A 12,319-nucleotide genomic window follows, 5' to 3' on the forward strand; every position below is an offset into this window, starting at 1 on the left:
GCTCCTAACTGATGATCATATCCAACGGGTTCAGTCCCGCCCGCGCCTTGTCGAGGCGGGCCTGTGCTTGCGAATGGGTGAGAAAGGCAGGCCGGATGACAGGCGCCTTGAGTAGGCCGCGCAGGCTCAACTCCTGCATCACCTCAAAATGTGAGGCGGAAATCTTGCCCATCCAGAACGGATCGAGCGCGCCGCCCGATTTCAGATGGCTGAGCAGTTCCAGCAGGCCACGCAGATAGATGGCGTCCTTGGCAAGCCCGCCGCCACGATAGAGCCGCATGGCCAGATGGAAGGCAGCGACGGGGCCGAACCTGTGCTCGCCAACAAGCATGCCGTAGGTTTCGGCAAACGGCCGCCCTTCCAGCATCGCCGAGCAGGCGACGACGCGGGCTGCGATCAACCGTAGCCTCCCGACGGTCATGCCACCGGCCATGTATTCGGAAAACACGGCAAGGCCTTCCTGCATGCCTTCGTAGCCGGCAAGGCCGGATCGAAAGAGGCGAAGCCCCTGCGCCGACCCGTTAAAATAGGTGAGAAGATGCACGCCGATCTCGTGGCTCAAAAGAGCATGCACCCGGCCCCTCGGCATCAGCGTCTGGCGGGAGATCAGCAGGCGCTCACCGGAGACCAGCATCCCGGATGGCAAGTCGTCGCGCAGCTCGATCTCGGCTGCAAAGCCCTGATATTGCCGTTGATAATCAGCAATCATAACGTGGGCCGCAGCTTCGACCTCAGAACAATTTGCCGTCTGCGGATCGCTTTCAACATCATCGCCATCGCCGGCGAGTGCCGCTGTTTTCTTAAGGATATCAATAGCCACCCGGTAGAGCGACGGCTCCACCGGGCCATAAAGGGCACGCCCATATTCGACGAAACGGCCGGTTTCTCTCGCCGAAATCAGCGACAGCTGCAGATCCAGTTCCTGCTGCTTCTCACGGTAGAGATGGTAGAGGGCCGGATCCTCGAAGCGATCGAAGGCCACGGAAAACAGTTTCCGTTTTTCGGCTTCGACCTGCACCGACAATGGCCGATAGAGGAATCGCGGTTCTTGTTTGAATTTGTCTGCCTTGAATGCCTGCCAGGCGGCATCGGTATTGATCGGCGTAACGGCCAGCAGGAAATCAAAGCTCGAAGCGACATCATCGATGCTGCGATCGGCGCGGCTGACGGCATCGACGAAGGCCTTGCGGCCCAGCGCCCGGTGCGTCGTCAGCTTCAGGCTTTGGGTTGCATCGATAAACGCCGCAAAAGCCTTCAGGCCGGCGTCAAAAATATTGGCGACAAGGCGTTCGCGCAGATCTGGATAGGTACTGCGTGATTCCGGCTGCCGGTAGATCGGCGCGAAGCGGACGGCAACCAGGGGAAACCCGGTTTGCCCGGCAATCAAGGCGGCCTGGGAATCCGCCTTGATTGCGAAACGGTTGATGCGAGGCGTGCGGAACTTCACCTGCCGGATATCGGTGCCTTCGGCGAGCGCGGTTGCAGCTTTTCGAGCCGCCACATCATCCGTCGAGGCAATCCTGATCTCGAAAGGCGGAAGATAGGGCGCATCATCTGTTATCAGCGTATCGTGATCCAGCTCGTCGATGTCCAAAAGCAGGAACGCGCCGAAACGCTCACCCAAAACCGCCCCGACCGCCTCCAGGATCGGCAGCGCTTCCTTGATGTCATCGACCACCAGATAGGACGCATTGGCAGCAACGATGTCTCGGGCCGCAAGATCCTCCCTGCCCTTGCCGATATGAACCGACAGGAATGGCAACGGCCGGTCAATGTGAAGGCGGCCGCCGTTGTCAAAGTCCTTGCGGACGGATTTGTCCGTGCGGAGACAGTCAAGAATTTCTTCCAGCCATCCCGGATAGGTCGCATCGGCATTTTGATGTTTGCGCCGCGGGCTGGTCATGACCGCGCCCGCAACATCTCATGCAGCGCGGGCAGCGATAGGCGGATCATTTCCCGCATCGCCTTTAGCGTCTCGGGGTCCGGCTGACCGGTCCACTCGTCCATAAAGATTTTCTTGAACTCGATAGCGATGGCGCACCCAGTCTGCGGGAACCGTTCGTGGACGAAACGGGTCTGCTCACCTTTTCCCTGAAAGGCGACATTTTCCCGGACATCCATGCGCTGGCCACGAAATTCAAAGCTGCGTAGCTGTTCAACGAACACATCAAGCAACGGCGCCCAATGCTTCCGATCCATGGAGGACGTACCGATATTGATCTGCGGCGCTTTTTCAAACGGCATTTCGGGACCGTACGCACCTTCCCGGCGATGATTGTAACTGTGGATGTCGAGAAGGACGAAGGCACCGTATTGTTGCTCGATGCCGCGCAGATAGGACTCCAGCATGGCATAGTAGGCATCGTGCACGCCGAGCGAGGCTTTGATGGCTCCGTCCGGCAATTGCCGCGCCCAGACCTTCAGCCCCCAGGCCTGCTCCGGCGTCAGGTAAATCGCGCCGTCACGGGCACGGTTGATATCGATCTCGAAGCGGGACCGATGGAAGACGATGCGGTTGGGTAGATCGCGGATGAAAAACTCGGTGAACGGATCCTCCTCGCGTAACCGTTCATCGGCGCTAAGACCGAGGAAGCCCTGCAGGTCGCTACGGATATGATGGCCGTTATGAATGGCCGTTCCGACAATCGGCGAGGCACCGCGATGCGCCGACCACCAGTCGGAAAGGTCCGGATTGACAATAAATTCCTGGAAGGGGGACATGCTGTCCTTCTCGTTGGCGGGCAGCACGGGGCTGCGCTTTACAATCAACGAGTAAATGAACGCGAAACGCGTTTGTTCCATCGAAAGCTTCGATGGAACCCGTCATCAGCCTATGCAGGCAATATCGTGCAGGCAGAACTTCAGACTTCGGAGCCGGCCATTTCAGCGACATTTTTTGCCGGTTGGCAAAACGAGGCAATGGCCGCCTCGCAGGCACGCATGAAGCGCATGGAGGGGCCTTCACTGCCGGTTGCGAGCTTGCTCACCTGGGCACCCTCCATCAACATCGAAAGAGTGTCGGATAGCAACTCCGGTTCGCTCACGCCGGCATCGCGACAGAGTTTTTCGAGACGGCGCTGCTGGGTGATCTTGAAGTTTTCAATGACGGCATGGGCGGGATGGCCCTGCTCCTTGAGCTCAACGGCCGCATTGGCCAGATCGCACCCATATTGATTGTCGGCCAGACACTGTGCACGGGCTTTTACCCAGCTGTGGAGCTGGGCCATCGGATCGTTTGGATGGGATGCTTCGAGCTGATCCCAGAAAGCGGCGGCTTTTTCGGATGTGAACCGCAATGCTTCGCAGATCAGGTCATCTTTCGAGCCGAAATGACGGTAGAGCGTCATCTTGTTGGTTTCTGCCGCTTCGGCAATCGCATCGACGCCGATACCGCGAATCCCGTGCTGCCGGAACAGCTCGCAAGCCGTTGAAACAATACGATCTCGCGGCGCCTGGCGCGCTTGCACGCAGTCACCTTTTTCCAGCCTTATATCTGCCGGTTTCGGAGACGATACGGATTTCGAATTTTTATTGACAAGGCTTCTTGACATAGGTGTGACCGGTCGGTAACTATTCGAATGTTACTTACTGGTAACACTGCAATGCAACGATGTCAAGGTTAAGACACCGGACGGGATCCGCCCGCCGGAAAAGACGATGAACGAAGGAATACCCCAATGCACCAGGCAAACAGCGATCTGACCATCCATGAGGTCCTGACAGACCCGATGATCCGTGCCGTAATGCGTGCGGACGGCGTCACGACCAATGAAATGAAAACGCTTCTCTACTCCGCTGCCAGCGCACTTCGCCAGATGCAGCCGGGAACCGTAAGCGCCAAAAATCATACGGCCAACCTGCTGGCGGCTCCCAAGCGCCGCCTGCTGTCGATGGTCCATCCGCTCGCTTCGCGCTCGGACTGCCTACGCATGAGCGCGTAACGAACTTAAATCTCCCGGCGCATCCCTCCCAAGAATGCGCAAACAAACCCAGCCGGATGCCTCCACCGGCTGGGTTTTTGTTTGCAAAAATGATTGCCGCAACTGGCTCAGACCTTGACGGCCAGCTCGGCAAAATCCTCCGTTCCGAAGAACTTGAGATAGCGCTCGACTTCCGAAGGCTCGCCCGTCGCCTTGCGTGGATTGTCCGACAGCTTGACGGCAGCATGGCCGTTGGCATCGCTGACTTTGCAGACGACCGAAATCGGGTTCAGTCCACTGACCTGGGTCGGCGCACACCCGGCAAAGTCGTTCGTCAGGTTGGTCCCCCAGCCGAAGCTCATGCGCACCCGTCCCTGGAAATGCCGGTAGGTTTCGAGAATTGTTTCAACGTCGAGGCCATCCGAGAAGATCAGGAGCTTTTCCTTGGGATCACGGCCCATCTTCTTCCACCAGGCGATGATCTTCTCGCCGCCTTCGATGGGCGGGGCACTATCCGGCCGGAAGCCCGTCCAGTCGGCAACCCAATCGGGGGCATTGCGCAGGAAAGCGGCCGTACCGAAGGCATCTGGCAAAACGATCAACAGATTGCCACCATAGAGCTGGTTCCAGTCCTGCAGAACCTTGTAGGGCGCCAGGCCCAGTTCCTGTTCGGTGCGCGCAAGCGCTGCGGCGACCATCGGCAGTTCGTGCGCGTTGGTGCCCAGCGCTTCGAGATCCGTATCCATGGCCAGAAGCACGTTGCTGGTGCCGGAAAAGGACTTGCCGATGCCCTCCTTCAGTGCCTCGACGCACCAGCGCTGCCATAGGAAGCTGTGGCGGCGGCGCGTGCCGAAATCGGAGATCCGCAGGTCCGGATAGGTCTTCAGCTGCTCGACCTTCGACCACATCTTGGCCTTTGCACGCGCATAAAGCACATCCAGCGCAAATGGCCCCATATCCTTCATGGCCGTGCGCGAGCGCAATTCGTTGATGATCGCCAGTGCCGGAATTTCCCACATGGTCGTGTGGGTCCATTTGCCGGGAAAGGTCAATTCGTATTGGCCGTGCTTGCGGGACAGTTCGTAATCCGGAAGCTGGAAATCGGCGAGCCAGGCGAGGAAATCCGGTGCGAAGATCTGCTTGCGGCCATAAAACGTGTTGCCGGCGAGCCAGATCATTTCTTTCTTGGTGAACCGGAGACCGCGAACATAATCCAGCTGTTCGCGCAGTTCCTGCTCGTCGATTTCGTCGGTCAATAGAACCGTCTTGGTACGGTTGATGACCGAGAACGTTGCGTCGACGTCGGGATAGAGCCGCCAGATCATCTGCAGCATCAAAAGCTTGTAGAAATCCGTATCCAACAGGCTGCGCACGACCGGGTCGAGCTTCCAGGCGTTGTTATAGACGCGCTGCGCGATGTCCGTCTTGGTCATGAAAGCTCTCTCCCGCTCCAGCACTGCATGGCGCGACGTATCCGTTATCCCCCAGTCATGGCACGGCATTTAGCCTCGCCGCAACAGGCTGATGCAACAAAGCAATTGCCCGAAAGCCGCAAAACTCGCGCCGCACAGGGTTGCAAGAGCAAGATAGGCAGAAAACATCACATGATCACATACAAATATCACAAAATATCACTATTTTGGTTGAAATTCTCACGCCGACAGTTATATCAGGGACAGATACAGACCGCGCGAAAGCACTCCTATGAAGCCCGAAGACCGCCGCCAGGCGATCATGGATATCCTGATGGAAACGGGCTCGGCTTCGGTCGAGGATCTCGCCGGCCGGTTCGCCGTCAGCAAGATGACCGTGCACCGCGATCTCGACGACCTCGAGCAGGCGGGCCTTTTGCGCAAGGTTCATGGCGGCGCCTCGATCCAGTCCAGCCCGCAGTTCGAAAGCGATTTCCGTTACCGCGAGAAGATTGCAGCGGAGGAAAAGCGGCGGCTGGCCCAACACGCAGCGACGCTGATCGAGCCCGGCCAGATCATCATCATCGACGATGGCTCCACAGCAGGTGGCGTGGCCGATTATCTCAAGGATATCCGGCCGCTGACAGTGATCACCAACAATCTCGGCGTGATCAACAAACTGGCGGCGGTCCCCGGCATCGATGTGATCTCGCTTGGCGGCCAGTATTCGAAGAAATTCAACGGCTTTTTCGGCATCACCACCGAGGAAGCCCTCCGTTCGCTGCGTGCCGACATGGCCTTCCTGTCAAGTTCGGCCATCCACGGCGCCTCCGCCTTTCATCAGGATCAGGAAGTCGTCCAGACCAAACGCCAGATGATCAGGTCAGCGGCGCAGACCGTCCTGCTCGTCGATCACGGCAAGTTCGGCAAATCCGCCCTGCATTTCCTGACCGGGTTGGATCTCTTCGACACGGTTCTGACAGGTGCGGAAATCGATCTGGCCTACGAACAAGACCTCAAGGACGCCGGTATCAAACTTCAGAAAATTAGCGGCAAAACCGCGGAGGAAACAGCATGACAAAGACATCCGTCTGGGTTGGAACCAGCTGGAAAATGAACAAGACGCTGACTGAGGCCATGGCTTTTGCTGACGGTCTGGCAGAAGCCGACGCGACGCGCGACAACCGCGTCCAGCGCTTCGTCATTCCGCCATTCACAGCCACACGCCAGGTGAAGGAGCGGCTTGCCGCCACCAGCGTCAAGGTCGGCGCACAGAATATGCATTGGGACGACGCTGGCGCCTGGACCGGCGAAATTTCGCCGATCATGCTCAGGGATTGCAATCTTGATATTGTCGAACTCGGCCATAGCGAACGGCGCGAACATTTCGGCGAAACGGATCGCACGGTCGGCCTGAAGACGGCCGCCGCCGTTCGGCATGGCCTGACCCCGCTGATCTGCATCGGCGAAACGCTGGCCGAGCGCGAAGCCGGACAGGCCGATATCGTCCTGCGACGTCAGGTCGAAGGCGCGCTCGCGCTGATCGAGGGCGCAGACAAGAGCAAGCCCATCCTGCTTGCCTACGAGCCGGTCTGGGCAATCGGCGTCAATGGAATTCCCGCCTCCTCCGACTATGCCGACGAACGCCACGCCCTGATTGCCGAATGGGCAGGGGCACGCCTTGGCGTTTCCGTACCAGTTCTCTACGGCGGCAGCGTCAATCCCGGCAATTGCGAAGAGCTGATCGCCAAGCCGCATATCGACGGCCTGTTCATTGGCCGCTCGGCCTGGGATGTGGCGGGCTATCTCGACATCCTCACACGCGTCTCCTCGGCGCTTTGAAACCCAGTCAACGGAAGGATACAGCCATGAAAATCGCAATCGGCGCCGACAGCGCAGGCAAGCCGCTTCTCGACATCATCGAAGCCCATCTCGCCACCAAAAGCGGCCTCGAAGTCAGCAATCTCAGCCAGTCCGGCTTTTATGCCGATCTGTCCAAGGGGCTGGCCGAAACCATCGTCAATGGTCAGAACGATCGCGGCATCCTGATCTGCGGCACCGGCATCGGCGTCTCGATCGCCGCCAACAAGGTGCCAGGCATCCGCGCGGCGCTCACCCACGACACCTATTCGGCCGAACGTGCCGCCAAATCCAACAATGCGCAGATCATTACCATGGGCGCGCGCGTCATCGGGCCGGAACTGGCCAAGGCCATCGTCGACAAGTGGCTGGACTCCGAATTCGACCCGAACGGCTCGTCGGCCGGCAATGTCGAGGCGATTGACCGCCTCGATGCAGGCAAGTGACGTCCTGATCAAAACCCTTCAGCAGAATATGTGATCCTCCCTCATATCCTGCAGAGCGACGCCCGGCGAAAATGCCGGGCGTTTTCGTTTGAAGCGGTCTTGCCGCGCCGGTGGACCCACCCGGAGGGGGACCACATCTAATATACCTTAAGCGGGACACCGAAATCTCGGCGTCTGTAACCGGAGGGTACCGGCGTTTCAGGAATTGAGGGTGTATCCATCCTGAGCTTCAGCGGCCAAGCGATCCGAATAGCGCCGCATCATTTCCACCTGAACTTCTGTCTGGAAGGCCATCACCTGGCTGCGGATGGCATCCTCGGAGCACCCGAGACTGCTCAGGCGTTTTGCCAAAGCGCGGCACTCGGTTTTCCAGTACTGGAGAGCCTCTTCGCCATGGACGTTTTCCAGCTCGCTGGCGCAGCGTCTGATGGTGCTTGCCTGTCCCGATAAGGGAAATGGCACGACCCGTTCTTCCGTTTCAGAAAAACGCACATCCTTCAACGCAGCACTCATCAGGCGGTTCTCCATGTTGGTGATTCTGATTTACAAAGCATATGGTTAACGCTTCGTATCCGAAGCCTGGCTTTCCCGGTTTCAGCGTCCGAAAGCTCGCCTCCAGCGCGAGAATGCGCTGCCACGCCCAAGCCAAACTGAAGAACCCAAGCAGCAGATCAACCCCACCCTCAGCTATCTCTGCACCCCCCCAAGACACAGCCTGCTCACACATCTCCCTGACCAATGCCCGCCTGATCGCCGGATGGACCGCTCCATCATCCGGTAGGGCGGCGCGAAAGTGCGCACGATGTCGCTTGCAATAATCATCCATATGTGAAAATCTTCTTTACATAAGAAAACTGGAGGGCGCACATGGACATCAACAACCCGGCAGCACTTTGCGTGGAGTACATGCCATGAGCGCCGCTGCACCGACCGTGGGCGTTTCCTCCACGCATCCTTCGGACATGCCGACGGACCATGCTTCGCTTCCGGTCTGGAACGCAGAAAACTGGCTCTATGAGGATTGGCCGGTTGGACAACGCATTCGATCATTGCGGCGCACGATGGCCGAGGGTGACAGCCACATGTTCAACATGCTGGTTACCGATATTCACCCTTACGTGCAGGACCAGATGTTTGCCGAGCGGGAGGGCGTTTTCGGCAAGCGGCTGATTGCTGGCGCCTTCGTGTTTTCAGCCGGCCTCGGGCTGGTCGCCACCAATTGCGTCAACGCCTTTTCCTATGGTTACGACAAGCTGCGCTTCATCAAGCCGGTCTTCATCGGCGACACCATCTACACGATCCGCACCAACCTCGATAAGCGCCCGCGCTACAAGGACATGGGCCTGATCCGCGCCAGCTACGAGGTGTTCAAGGGCGAAGGCGAACTGGTGCTCTACTGCGAGCATCTGCAAACCGTGAAATACAAGAACCCGGCCGACTTTGCCGGCAAGACGGAAAAATCATAAATGTCAGCGGATACCGATCTTCCCCTCGCCGGCCTCGTCGTCGTCGATCTCAGTCAATTCCTGTCCGGTCCCTACTGTTCTCTGCGGTTGATGGATCTTGGCGCGCGGGTCATCAAGATCGAGCGGCCCGATGGCGGCGACCTGTCGCGGCGCCTCTATCTCAGCGACACCGAGATCGGCGGCGATTCCACCATCTTCCACGCGATCAACCGGGCGAAGGAAAGCCTGTCGATCGACCTGAAGGACGAAAAGGATCTGGCCTCGCTGCGAACGTTGCTGACCAAGGCCGACGTGCTGATCCAGAACTTCCGGCCCGGCGTCATCGAACGGCTCGGGCTGGATTATGAAACGGTCGGGAAGATCAATCCGCGGCTCGTCTACGCATCGATCAGCGGCTATGGCGAGGAAGGCCCCTGGGTCAAGCGGCCGGGCCAGGACCTTCTGGCGCAATCGCGTTCCGGCGTGATGTGGCTCAACGGCGATGAGGATCAGGGGCCAGTTCCGTTCGGCCTGGCAATCGGCGACATGCTGGCCGGCGCAGCCCTTGCTCAGGGCATTCTCGCAGCGCTCGTCCGCCGTAGCATCAAGGGTACCGGCAGCCATGTCGAGACCAGCCTGCTCGAAGCATTGGTCGATTTTCAGTTCGAGGTACTGACAACCCACCTCAACGATGGGCGGCGCTTGCCGAAACGCGCAAATTTCCGCAGCGCCCATGCCTATCTCTCGGCACCTTATGGCGTCTATGCGGCCGCCGACGGTTATCTCGCCATCGCCATGACGCCGATCCCGAAGCTGGCCGATCTGCTCGGCATGGACGAGCTTGCGCCCTACCGCGACAACTCCGCCACCTGGTTTACCGCGCGCGACGAGATCAAGGCGCTGATCGCCAAACGCATCGCGACCAAGACAACAGACGAATGGCTGGCGATCCTTGAACCGGCGGATATCTGGTGCGCCCGGGTGCTGAACTGGAACGAGCTGATGGAGAGCGAAGGCTTTCAGGTTCTCGACATGCTGCAGACCGTCACCCGCGAGGACAATATTTCCATCACGACAACGCGCTCGCCACTCCGCGTCAACGGTGTGCGCGCCAAGGTCGATCGTGCAGCACCGCGCATTGGCGAGCACAGCCAAGCCATCCGCGAGGAGTTCGGCCTATGACGATCACACTCAAGGGCATGACCTGGAACCACCCGCGCGGCTATGATCCGATGGTCGCCTGCTCGCGCCGCTGGTTCAATGAAACCGGCGTCACCGTCGAGTGGGAAAAGCGCTCGTTGCAGGATTTCGAGACATTTCCAGTCGGAGAACTGGCAAGACAGTTCGATCTCATCGTCATCGACCATCCGCATGTCGGGCAGATCACTCATGAGAAATGCCTGCTGCCATTGGATATTGCCGGACGCGAGGGCGAACGTGCGGCGTTGGCCGCCGCCAGTGTCGGCAGATCCTATCCGAGCTATTCATGGCAGGGCCGCCAATGGGCATTTCCTATCGATGCGGCAACACAGGTGCAGGCCTGGCGGCCTGATTTGCAGGCCACGCCACCTGCCAATTGGCCAGAGATGCTTGAGTTGGCACGAGCTGGAAAAGTCCTCATCCCACTGCGCCCGCCCCATTCATTGATGTGTTTTTACACACTCTGCGGCAACCTCGGACGGCCTTGTGCGGTCGAGGGGCCGGGCGATCTGATCGGCATGGAAACCGGTATCCAGGTTTTCGAGATGTTGCGCGAGATCGCCGGTCTGGTCGATCCAGCCTGCTTTGAAATGGACCCGATCGCGATTCTGGAACGGATGGCAGCGCCAGAGGCAAAAGCCGCCGTATCACCACTGATCTATGGTTATGTCAGCTATTCCGTGGCTGGCTTCCGGCCGGGCCTCATTCGTTTCGGCGATATTCCACCGGTGGACGACGGCGGCCCGATCGGCTCGGCGCTGGGCGGAACCGGTATTGCCGTCTCGGCATTTTCCAAAAACCCAGATGCCGCCATCGACTTTGCCTACTGGATCGCCAGCGGCGATATCCAGAAGACCGATTACGCCGCAGCGGGCGGACAGCCGGGCCATGCGCACGCGTGGGAGGATGCGGCGGTCAATCTCGCCACTGCCGACTTCTATCGCGCCACCCACGCGACGCTTGACGCCGCCTGGGTCAGGCCCCGCCACGATGGCTACATGGGCTTCCAGCAGGCAGCATCGGATCGTTTGAACGAAGGCCTGTTGCAGCGTCAATCGGCCAAATTAGTGGTGGCCGATATCAATCAGCTGTTCGCTGAAAGCTTCCGATAGAAGGACCGGCCGGCGGATAACGCCGGCCACCTGTTTAGAGACGCCAAAGCCGCTTTGCATTGCCTGACAGCAGCTTGTCGCGCTCACCTTGCGAACATCCGGCCAGCAGCGCATGCGTCGCCGCCATCCAGGTCGACAGACCTCCGCCAAGCGTGCAGACCGGCCAATCGCTGCCCCAGACGACACGATCCCAGCCGAATTGCGCGATCGTGTGCTCGACATAAGGCCGCAAGGTTTCGACCGACCAGTTTTCCGCTTCGGCATAGGCGACGACGCCGGAAATCTTCGCGGTGACGTTTGGGCGTTTGGCGATCTCAATCATATTGTCCCGCCACGGCTGTACGGCGCCGGAAGCGATGGCGGGAACGCCGCAATGGTCGAGGATAAACTGGACGTCCGGCGCCAGATCGGCCAGCGCGATGGCTTTCGGTATCTGATGCGGCAGAACACAAAGGTCGAAGGACAAGCCAGTCCCACCAAGCCGTTTGATGTTCTCGCGAAACAATGCACCTTCCGAGACGTCATCGGGAACGACATGCAGCACACGGCGGAAACCCTTGACGAACGGGTTCGCCTGCTGGCGCTCGAGATGGGCGGCGAAACCCGCCTCTTCCGGACGGCAGGCGGCGATTGCGCCGGCAATCAGGTTTTCGGGGCGTTGCGACAGCGTCTGGACATAGCCGATCTCGGCCTCGATCTCCGAGGGATCGACATCAACCTCCATGTGCAGGGCAGCCCCGATGCCGCAGCGTCTGGCTTCGGTCGCATAAGTTTCATAGAGAAAATCCCGATCCAGCGCAGGTACGCTCGACAGCCACGGATAGGCAAGTGCCGCCCTGTCAATCAAATGCAGATGGGTATCGATGATCATCGTCCGTGTCCTCCCCGGCGTTATTCTCGACTATTTCACACAAGAAGATATCA

General features: G+C 59.1%; 13 protein-coding genes. 7 read left to right on the top strand and 6 right to left on the bottom strand.

Annotation, left to right across the window (positions count from 1 at the left end):
* Positions 1-4 precede the first annotated feature (4 nt).
* The 3 genes from ASC96_RS06745 to ASC96_RS06755 form a co-directional block, all read right to left on the bottom strand.
* Positions 5-1,903, bottom strand: a complete 1,899-nt coding sequence (locus ASC96_RS06745; RefSeq protein ID WP_060502282.1) for a flavohemoglobin expression-modulating QEGLA motif protein — start codon at positions 1,901-1,903, stop codon at positions 5-7.
* Positions 1,900-2,721 carry an N-formylglutamate amidohydrolase gene (locus ASC96_RS06750; RefSeq protein ID WP_060502439.1) on the bottom strand — a complete coding sequence of 274 codons (822 nt, stop codon included), beginning with the start codon at positions 2,719-2,721 and terminating at the stop codon, positions 1,900-1,902. The genes ASC96_RS06745 and ASC96_RS06750 overlap by 4 nt, the downstream gene beginning before the upstream one ends.
* Positions 2,722-2,861: 140 nt before the next feature.
* Positions 2,862-3,551, bottom strand: coding sequence for a TetR/AcrR family transcriptional regulator (locus tag ASC96_RS06755; protein WP_060502283.1), 690 nt, complete (start codon positions 3,549-3,551; stop codon positions 2,862-2,864).
* 126 nt (positions 3,552-3,677) lie between these two features.
* Here ASC96_RS06755 and ASC96_RS06760 point away from each other — a divergent pair, with 126 nt between their 5' ends.
* Positions 3,678-3,941, top strand: coding sequence for a hypothetical protein (locus tag ASC96_RS06760; protein WP_037110229.1), 264 nt, complete (start codon positions 3,678-3,680; stop codon positions 3,939-3,941).
* A 107-nt stretch (positions 3,942-4,048) separates the two neighbouring features.
* Here ASC96_RS06760 and pncB read toward each other — a convergent pair whose 3' ends face one another.
* Entirely contained in the window at positions 4,049-5,353 is a 1,305-nt protein-coding gene (gene pncB, locus ASC96_RS06765; RefSeq protein WP_060502284.1) for a nicotinate phosphoribosyltransferase, read from the bottom strand.
* A gap of 271 nt (positions 5,354-5,624) precedes the next feature.
* Between pncB and ASC96_RS06770 the strand changes: the two genes are divergently transcribed.
* From ASC96_RS06770 to ASC96_RS06780, 3 genes are read left to right on the top strand one after another with little or no spacing between them, the layout of a single operon-like run.
* On the top strand, positions 5,625-6,410 hold the full coding sequence (locus ASC96_RS06770; RefSeq protein ID WP_060502285.1) for a DeoR/GlpR family DNA-binding transcription regulator: 786 nt from the start codon (positions 5,625-5,627) through the stop codon (positions 6,408-6,410).
* A complete protein-coding gene (locus ASC96_RS06775) occupies positions 6,407-7,174 on the top strand; it encodes a triose-phosphate isomerase (RefSeq protein WP_060502286.1) in 768 nt (255 codons plus the stop codon). The genes ASC96_RS06770 and ASC96_RS06775 overlap by 4 nt, the downstream gene beginning before the upstream one ends.
* Positions 7,175-7,200: 26 nt before the next feature.
* Positions 7,201-7,638: an RpiB/LacA/LacB family sugar-phosphate isomerase gene (locus ASC96_RS06780; protein ID WP_060502287.1), complete on the top strand. Its 438-nt coding sequence runs from the start codon at positions 7,201-7,203 to the stop codon at positions 7,636-7,638.
* A gap of 198 nt (positions 7,639-7,836) precedes the next feature.
* On the opposite strand, the gene ASC96_RS06785 is transcribed toward ASC96_RS06780, so the two are convergent.
* Complete coding sequence (locus tag ASC96_RS06785; protein WP_244481915.1) at positions 7,837-8,166, bottom strand: DUF6074 family protein; 330 nt, start codon at positions 8,164-8,166, stop codon at positions 7,837-7,839.
* 383 nt (positions 8,167-8,549) lie between these two features.
* Between ASC96_RS06785 and ASC96_RS06790 the strand changes: the two genes are divergently transcribed.
* From ASC96_RS06790 to ASC96_RS06800, 3 genes are read left to right on the top strand one after another with little or no spacing between them, the layout of a single operon-like run.
* Positions 8,550-9,104: a MaoC family dehydratase gene (locus tag ASC96_RS06790; RefSeq protein ID WP_060502288.1), complete on the top strand. Its 555-nt coding sequence runs from the start codon at positions 8,550-8,552 to the stop codon at positions 9,102-9,104.
* Positions 9,105-10,265, top strand: coding sequence for a CaiB/BaiF CoA-transferase family protein (locus ASC96_RS06795; protein WP_060502289.1), 1,161 nt, complete (start codon positions 9,105-9,107; stop codon positions 10,263-10,265). It abuts the gene before it with no gap.
* Complete coding sequence (locus ASC96_RS06800) at positions 10,262-11,395, top strand: extracellular solute-binding protein (RefSeq protein ID WP_060502290.1); 1,134 nt, start codon at positions 10,262-10,264, stop codon at positions 11,393-11,395. Before ASC96_RS06795 ends, ASC96_RS06800 begins: the two co-directional genes overlap by 4 nt.
* A 34-nt stretch (positions 11,396-11,429) precedes the next feature.
* Here the strand turns inward: ASC96_RS06800 and ASC96_RS06805 are convergent, their stop codons facing one another.
* A complete protein-coding gene (locus tag ASC96_RS06805) occupies positions 11,430-12,266 on the bottom strand; it encodes an amidohydrolase (protein ID WP_060502291.1) in 837 nt (278 codons plus the stop codon).
* Positions 12,267-12,319 lie beyond the last annotated feature (53 nt).

Source organism: Rhizobium sp. Root1204 (assembly GCF_001424965.1).
Classification (GTDB): domain Bacteria; phylum Pseudomonadota; class Alphaproteobacteria; order Rhizobiales; family Rhizobiaceae; genus Pararhizobium.

Coding starts and splice junctions, on each gene's coding strand:
- ASC96_RS06760 (WP_037110229.1), top strand. CDS start 3,678: ATGCACCAGGCAAACAGCGATCTGACCATCCATGAGGTCCTGACAGAC.
- ASC96_RS06750 (WP_060502439.1), bottom strand. CDS start 2,721: ATGTCCCCCTTCCAGGAATTTATTGTCAATCCGGACCTTTCCGACTGG.
- ASC96_RS06755 (WP_060502283.1), bottom strand. CDS start 3,551: ATGTCAAGAAGCCTTGTCAATAAAAATTCGAAATCCGTATCGTCTCCG.
- pncB (WP_060502284.1), bottom strand. CDS start 5,353: ATGACCAAGACGGACATCGCGCAGCGCGTCTATAACAACGCCTGGAAG.
- ASC96_RS06775 (WP_060502286.1), top strand. CDS start 6,407: ATGACAAAGACATCCGTCTGGGTTGGAACCAGCTGGAAAATGAACAAG.
- ASC96_RS06795 (WP_060502289.1), top strand. CDS start 9,105: ATGTCAGCGGATACCGATCTTCCCCTCGCCGGCCTCGTCGTCGTCGAT.
- ASC96_RS06745 (WP_060502282.1), bottom strand. CDS start 1,903: ATGACCAGCCCGCGGCGCAAACATCAAAATGCCGATGCGACCTATCCG.
- ASC96_RS06800 (WP_060502290.1), top strand. CDS start 10,262: ATGACGATCACACTCAAGGGCATGACCTGGAACCACCCGCGCGGCTAT.
- ASC96_RS06770 (WP_060502285.1), top strand. CDS start 5,625: ATGAAGCCCGAAGACCGCCGCCAGGCGATCATGGATATCCTGATGGAA.
- ASC96_RS06785 (WP_244481915.1), bottom strand. CDS start 8,166: ATGGAGAACCGCCTGATGAGTGCTGCGTTGAAGGATGTGCGTTTTTCT.
- ASC96_RS06780 (WP_060502287.1), top strand. CDS start 7,201: ATGAAAATCGCAATCGGCGCCGACAGCGCAGGCAAGCCGCTTCTCGAC.
- ASC96_RS06805 (WP_060502291.1), bottom strand. CDS start 12,266: ATGATCATCGATACCCATCTGCATTTGATTGACAGGGCGGCACTTGCC.
- ASC96_RS06790 (WP_060502288.1), top strand. CDS start 8,550: ATGAGCGCCGCTGCACCGACCGTGGGCGTTTCCTCCACGCATCCTTCG.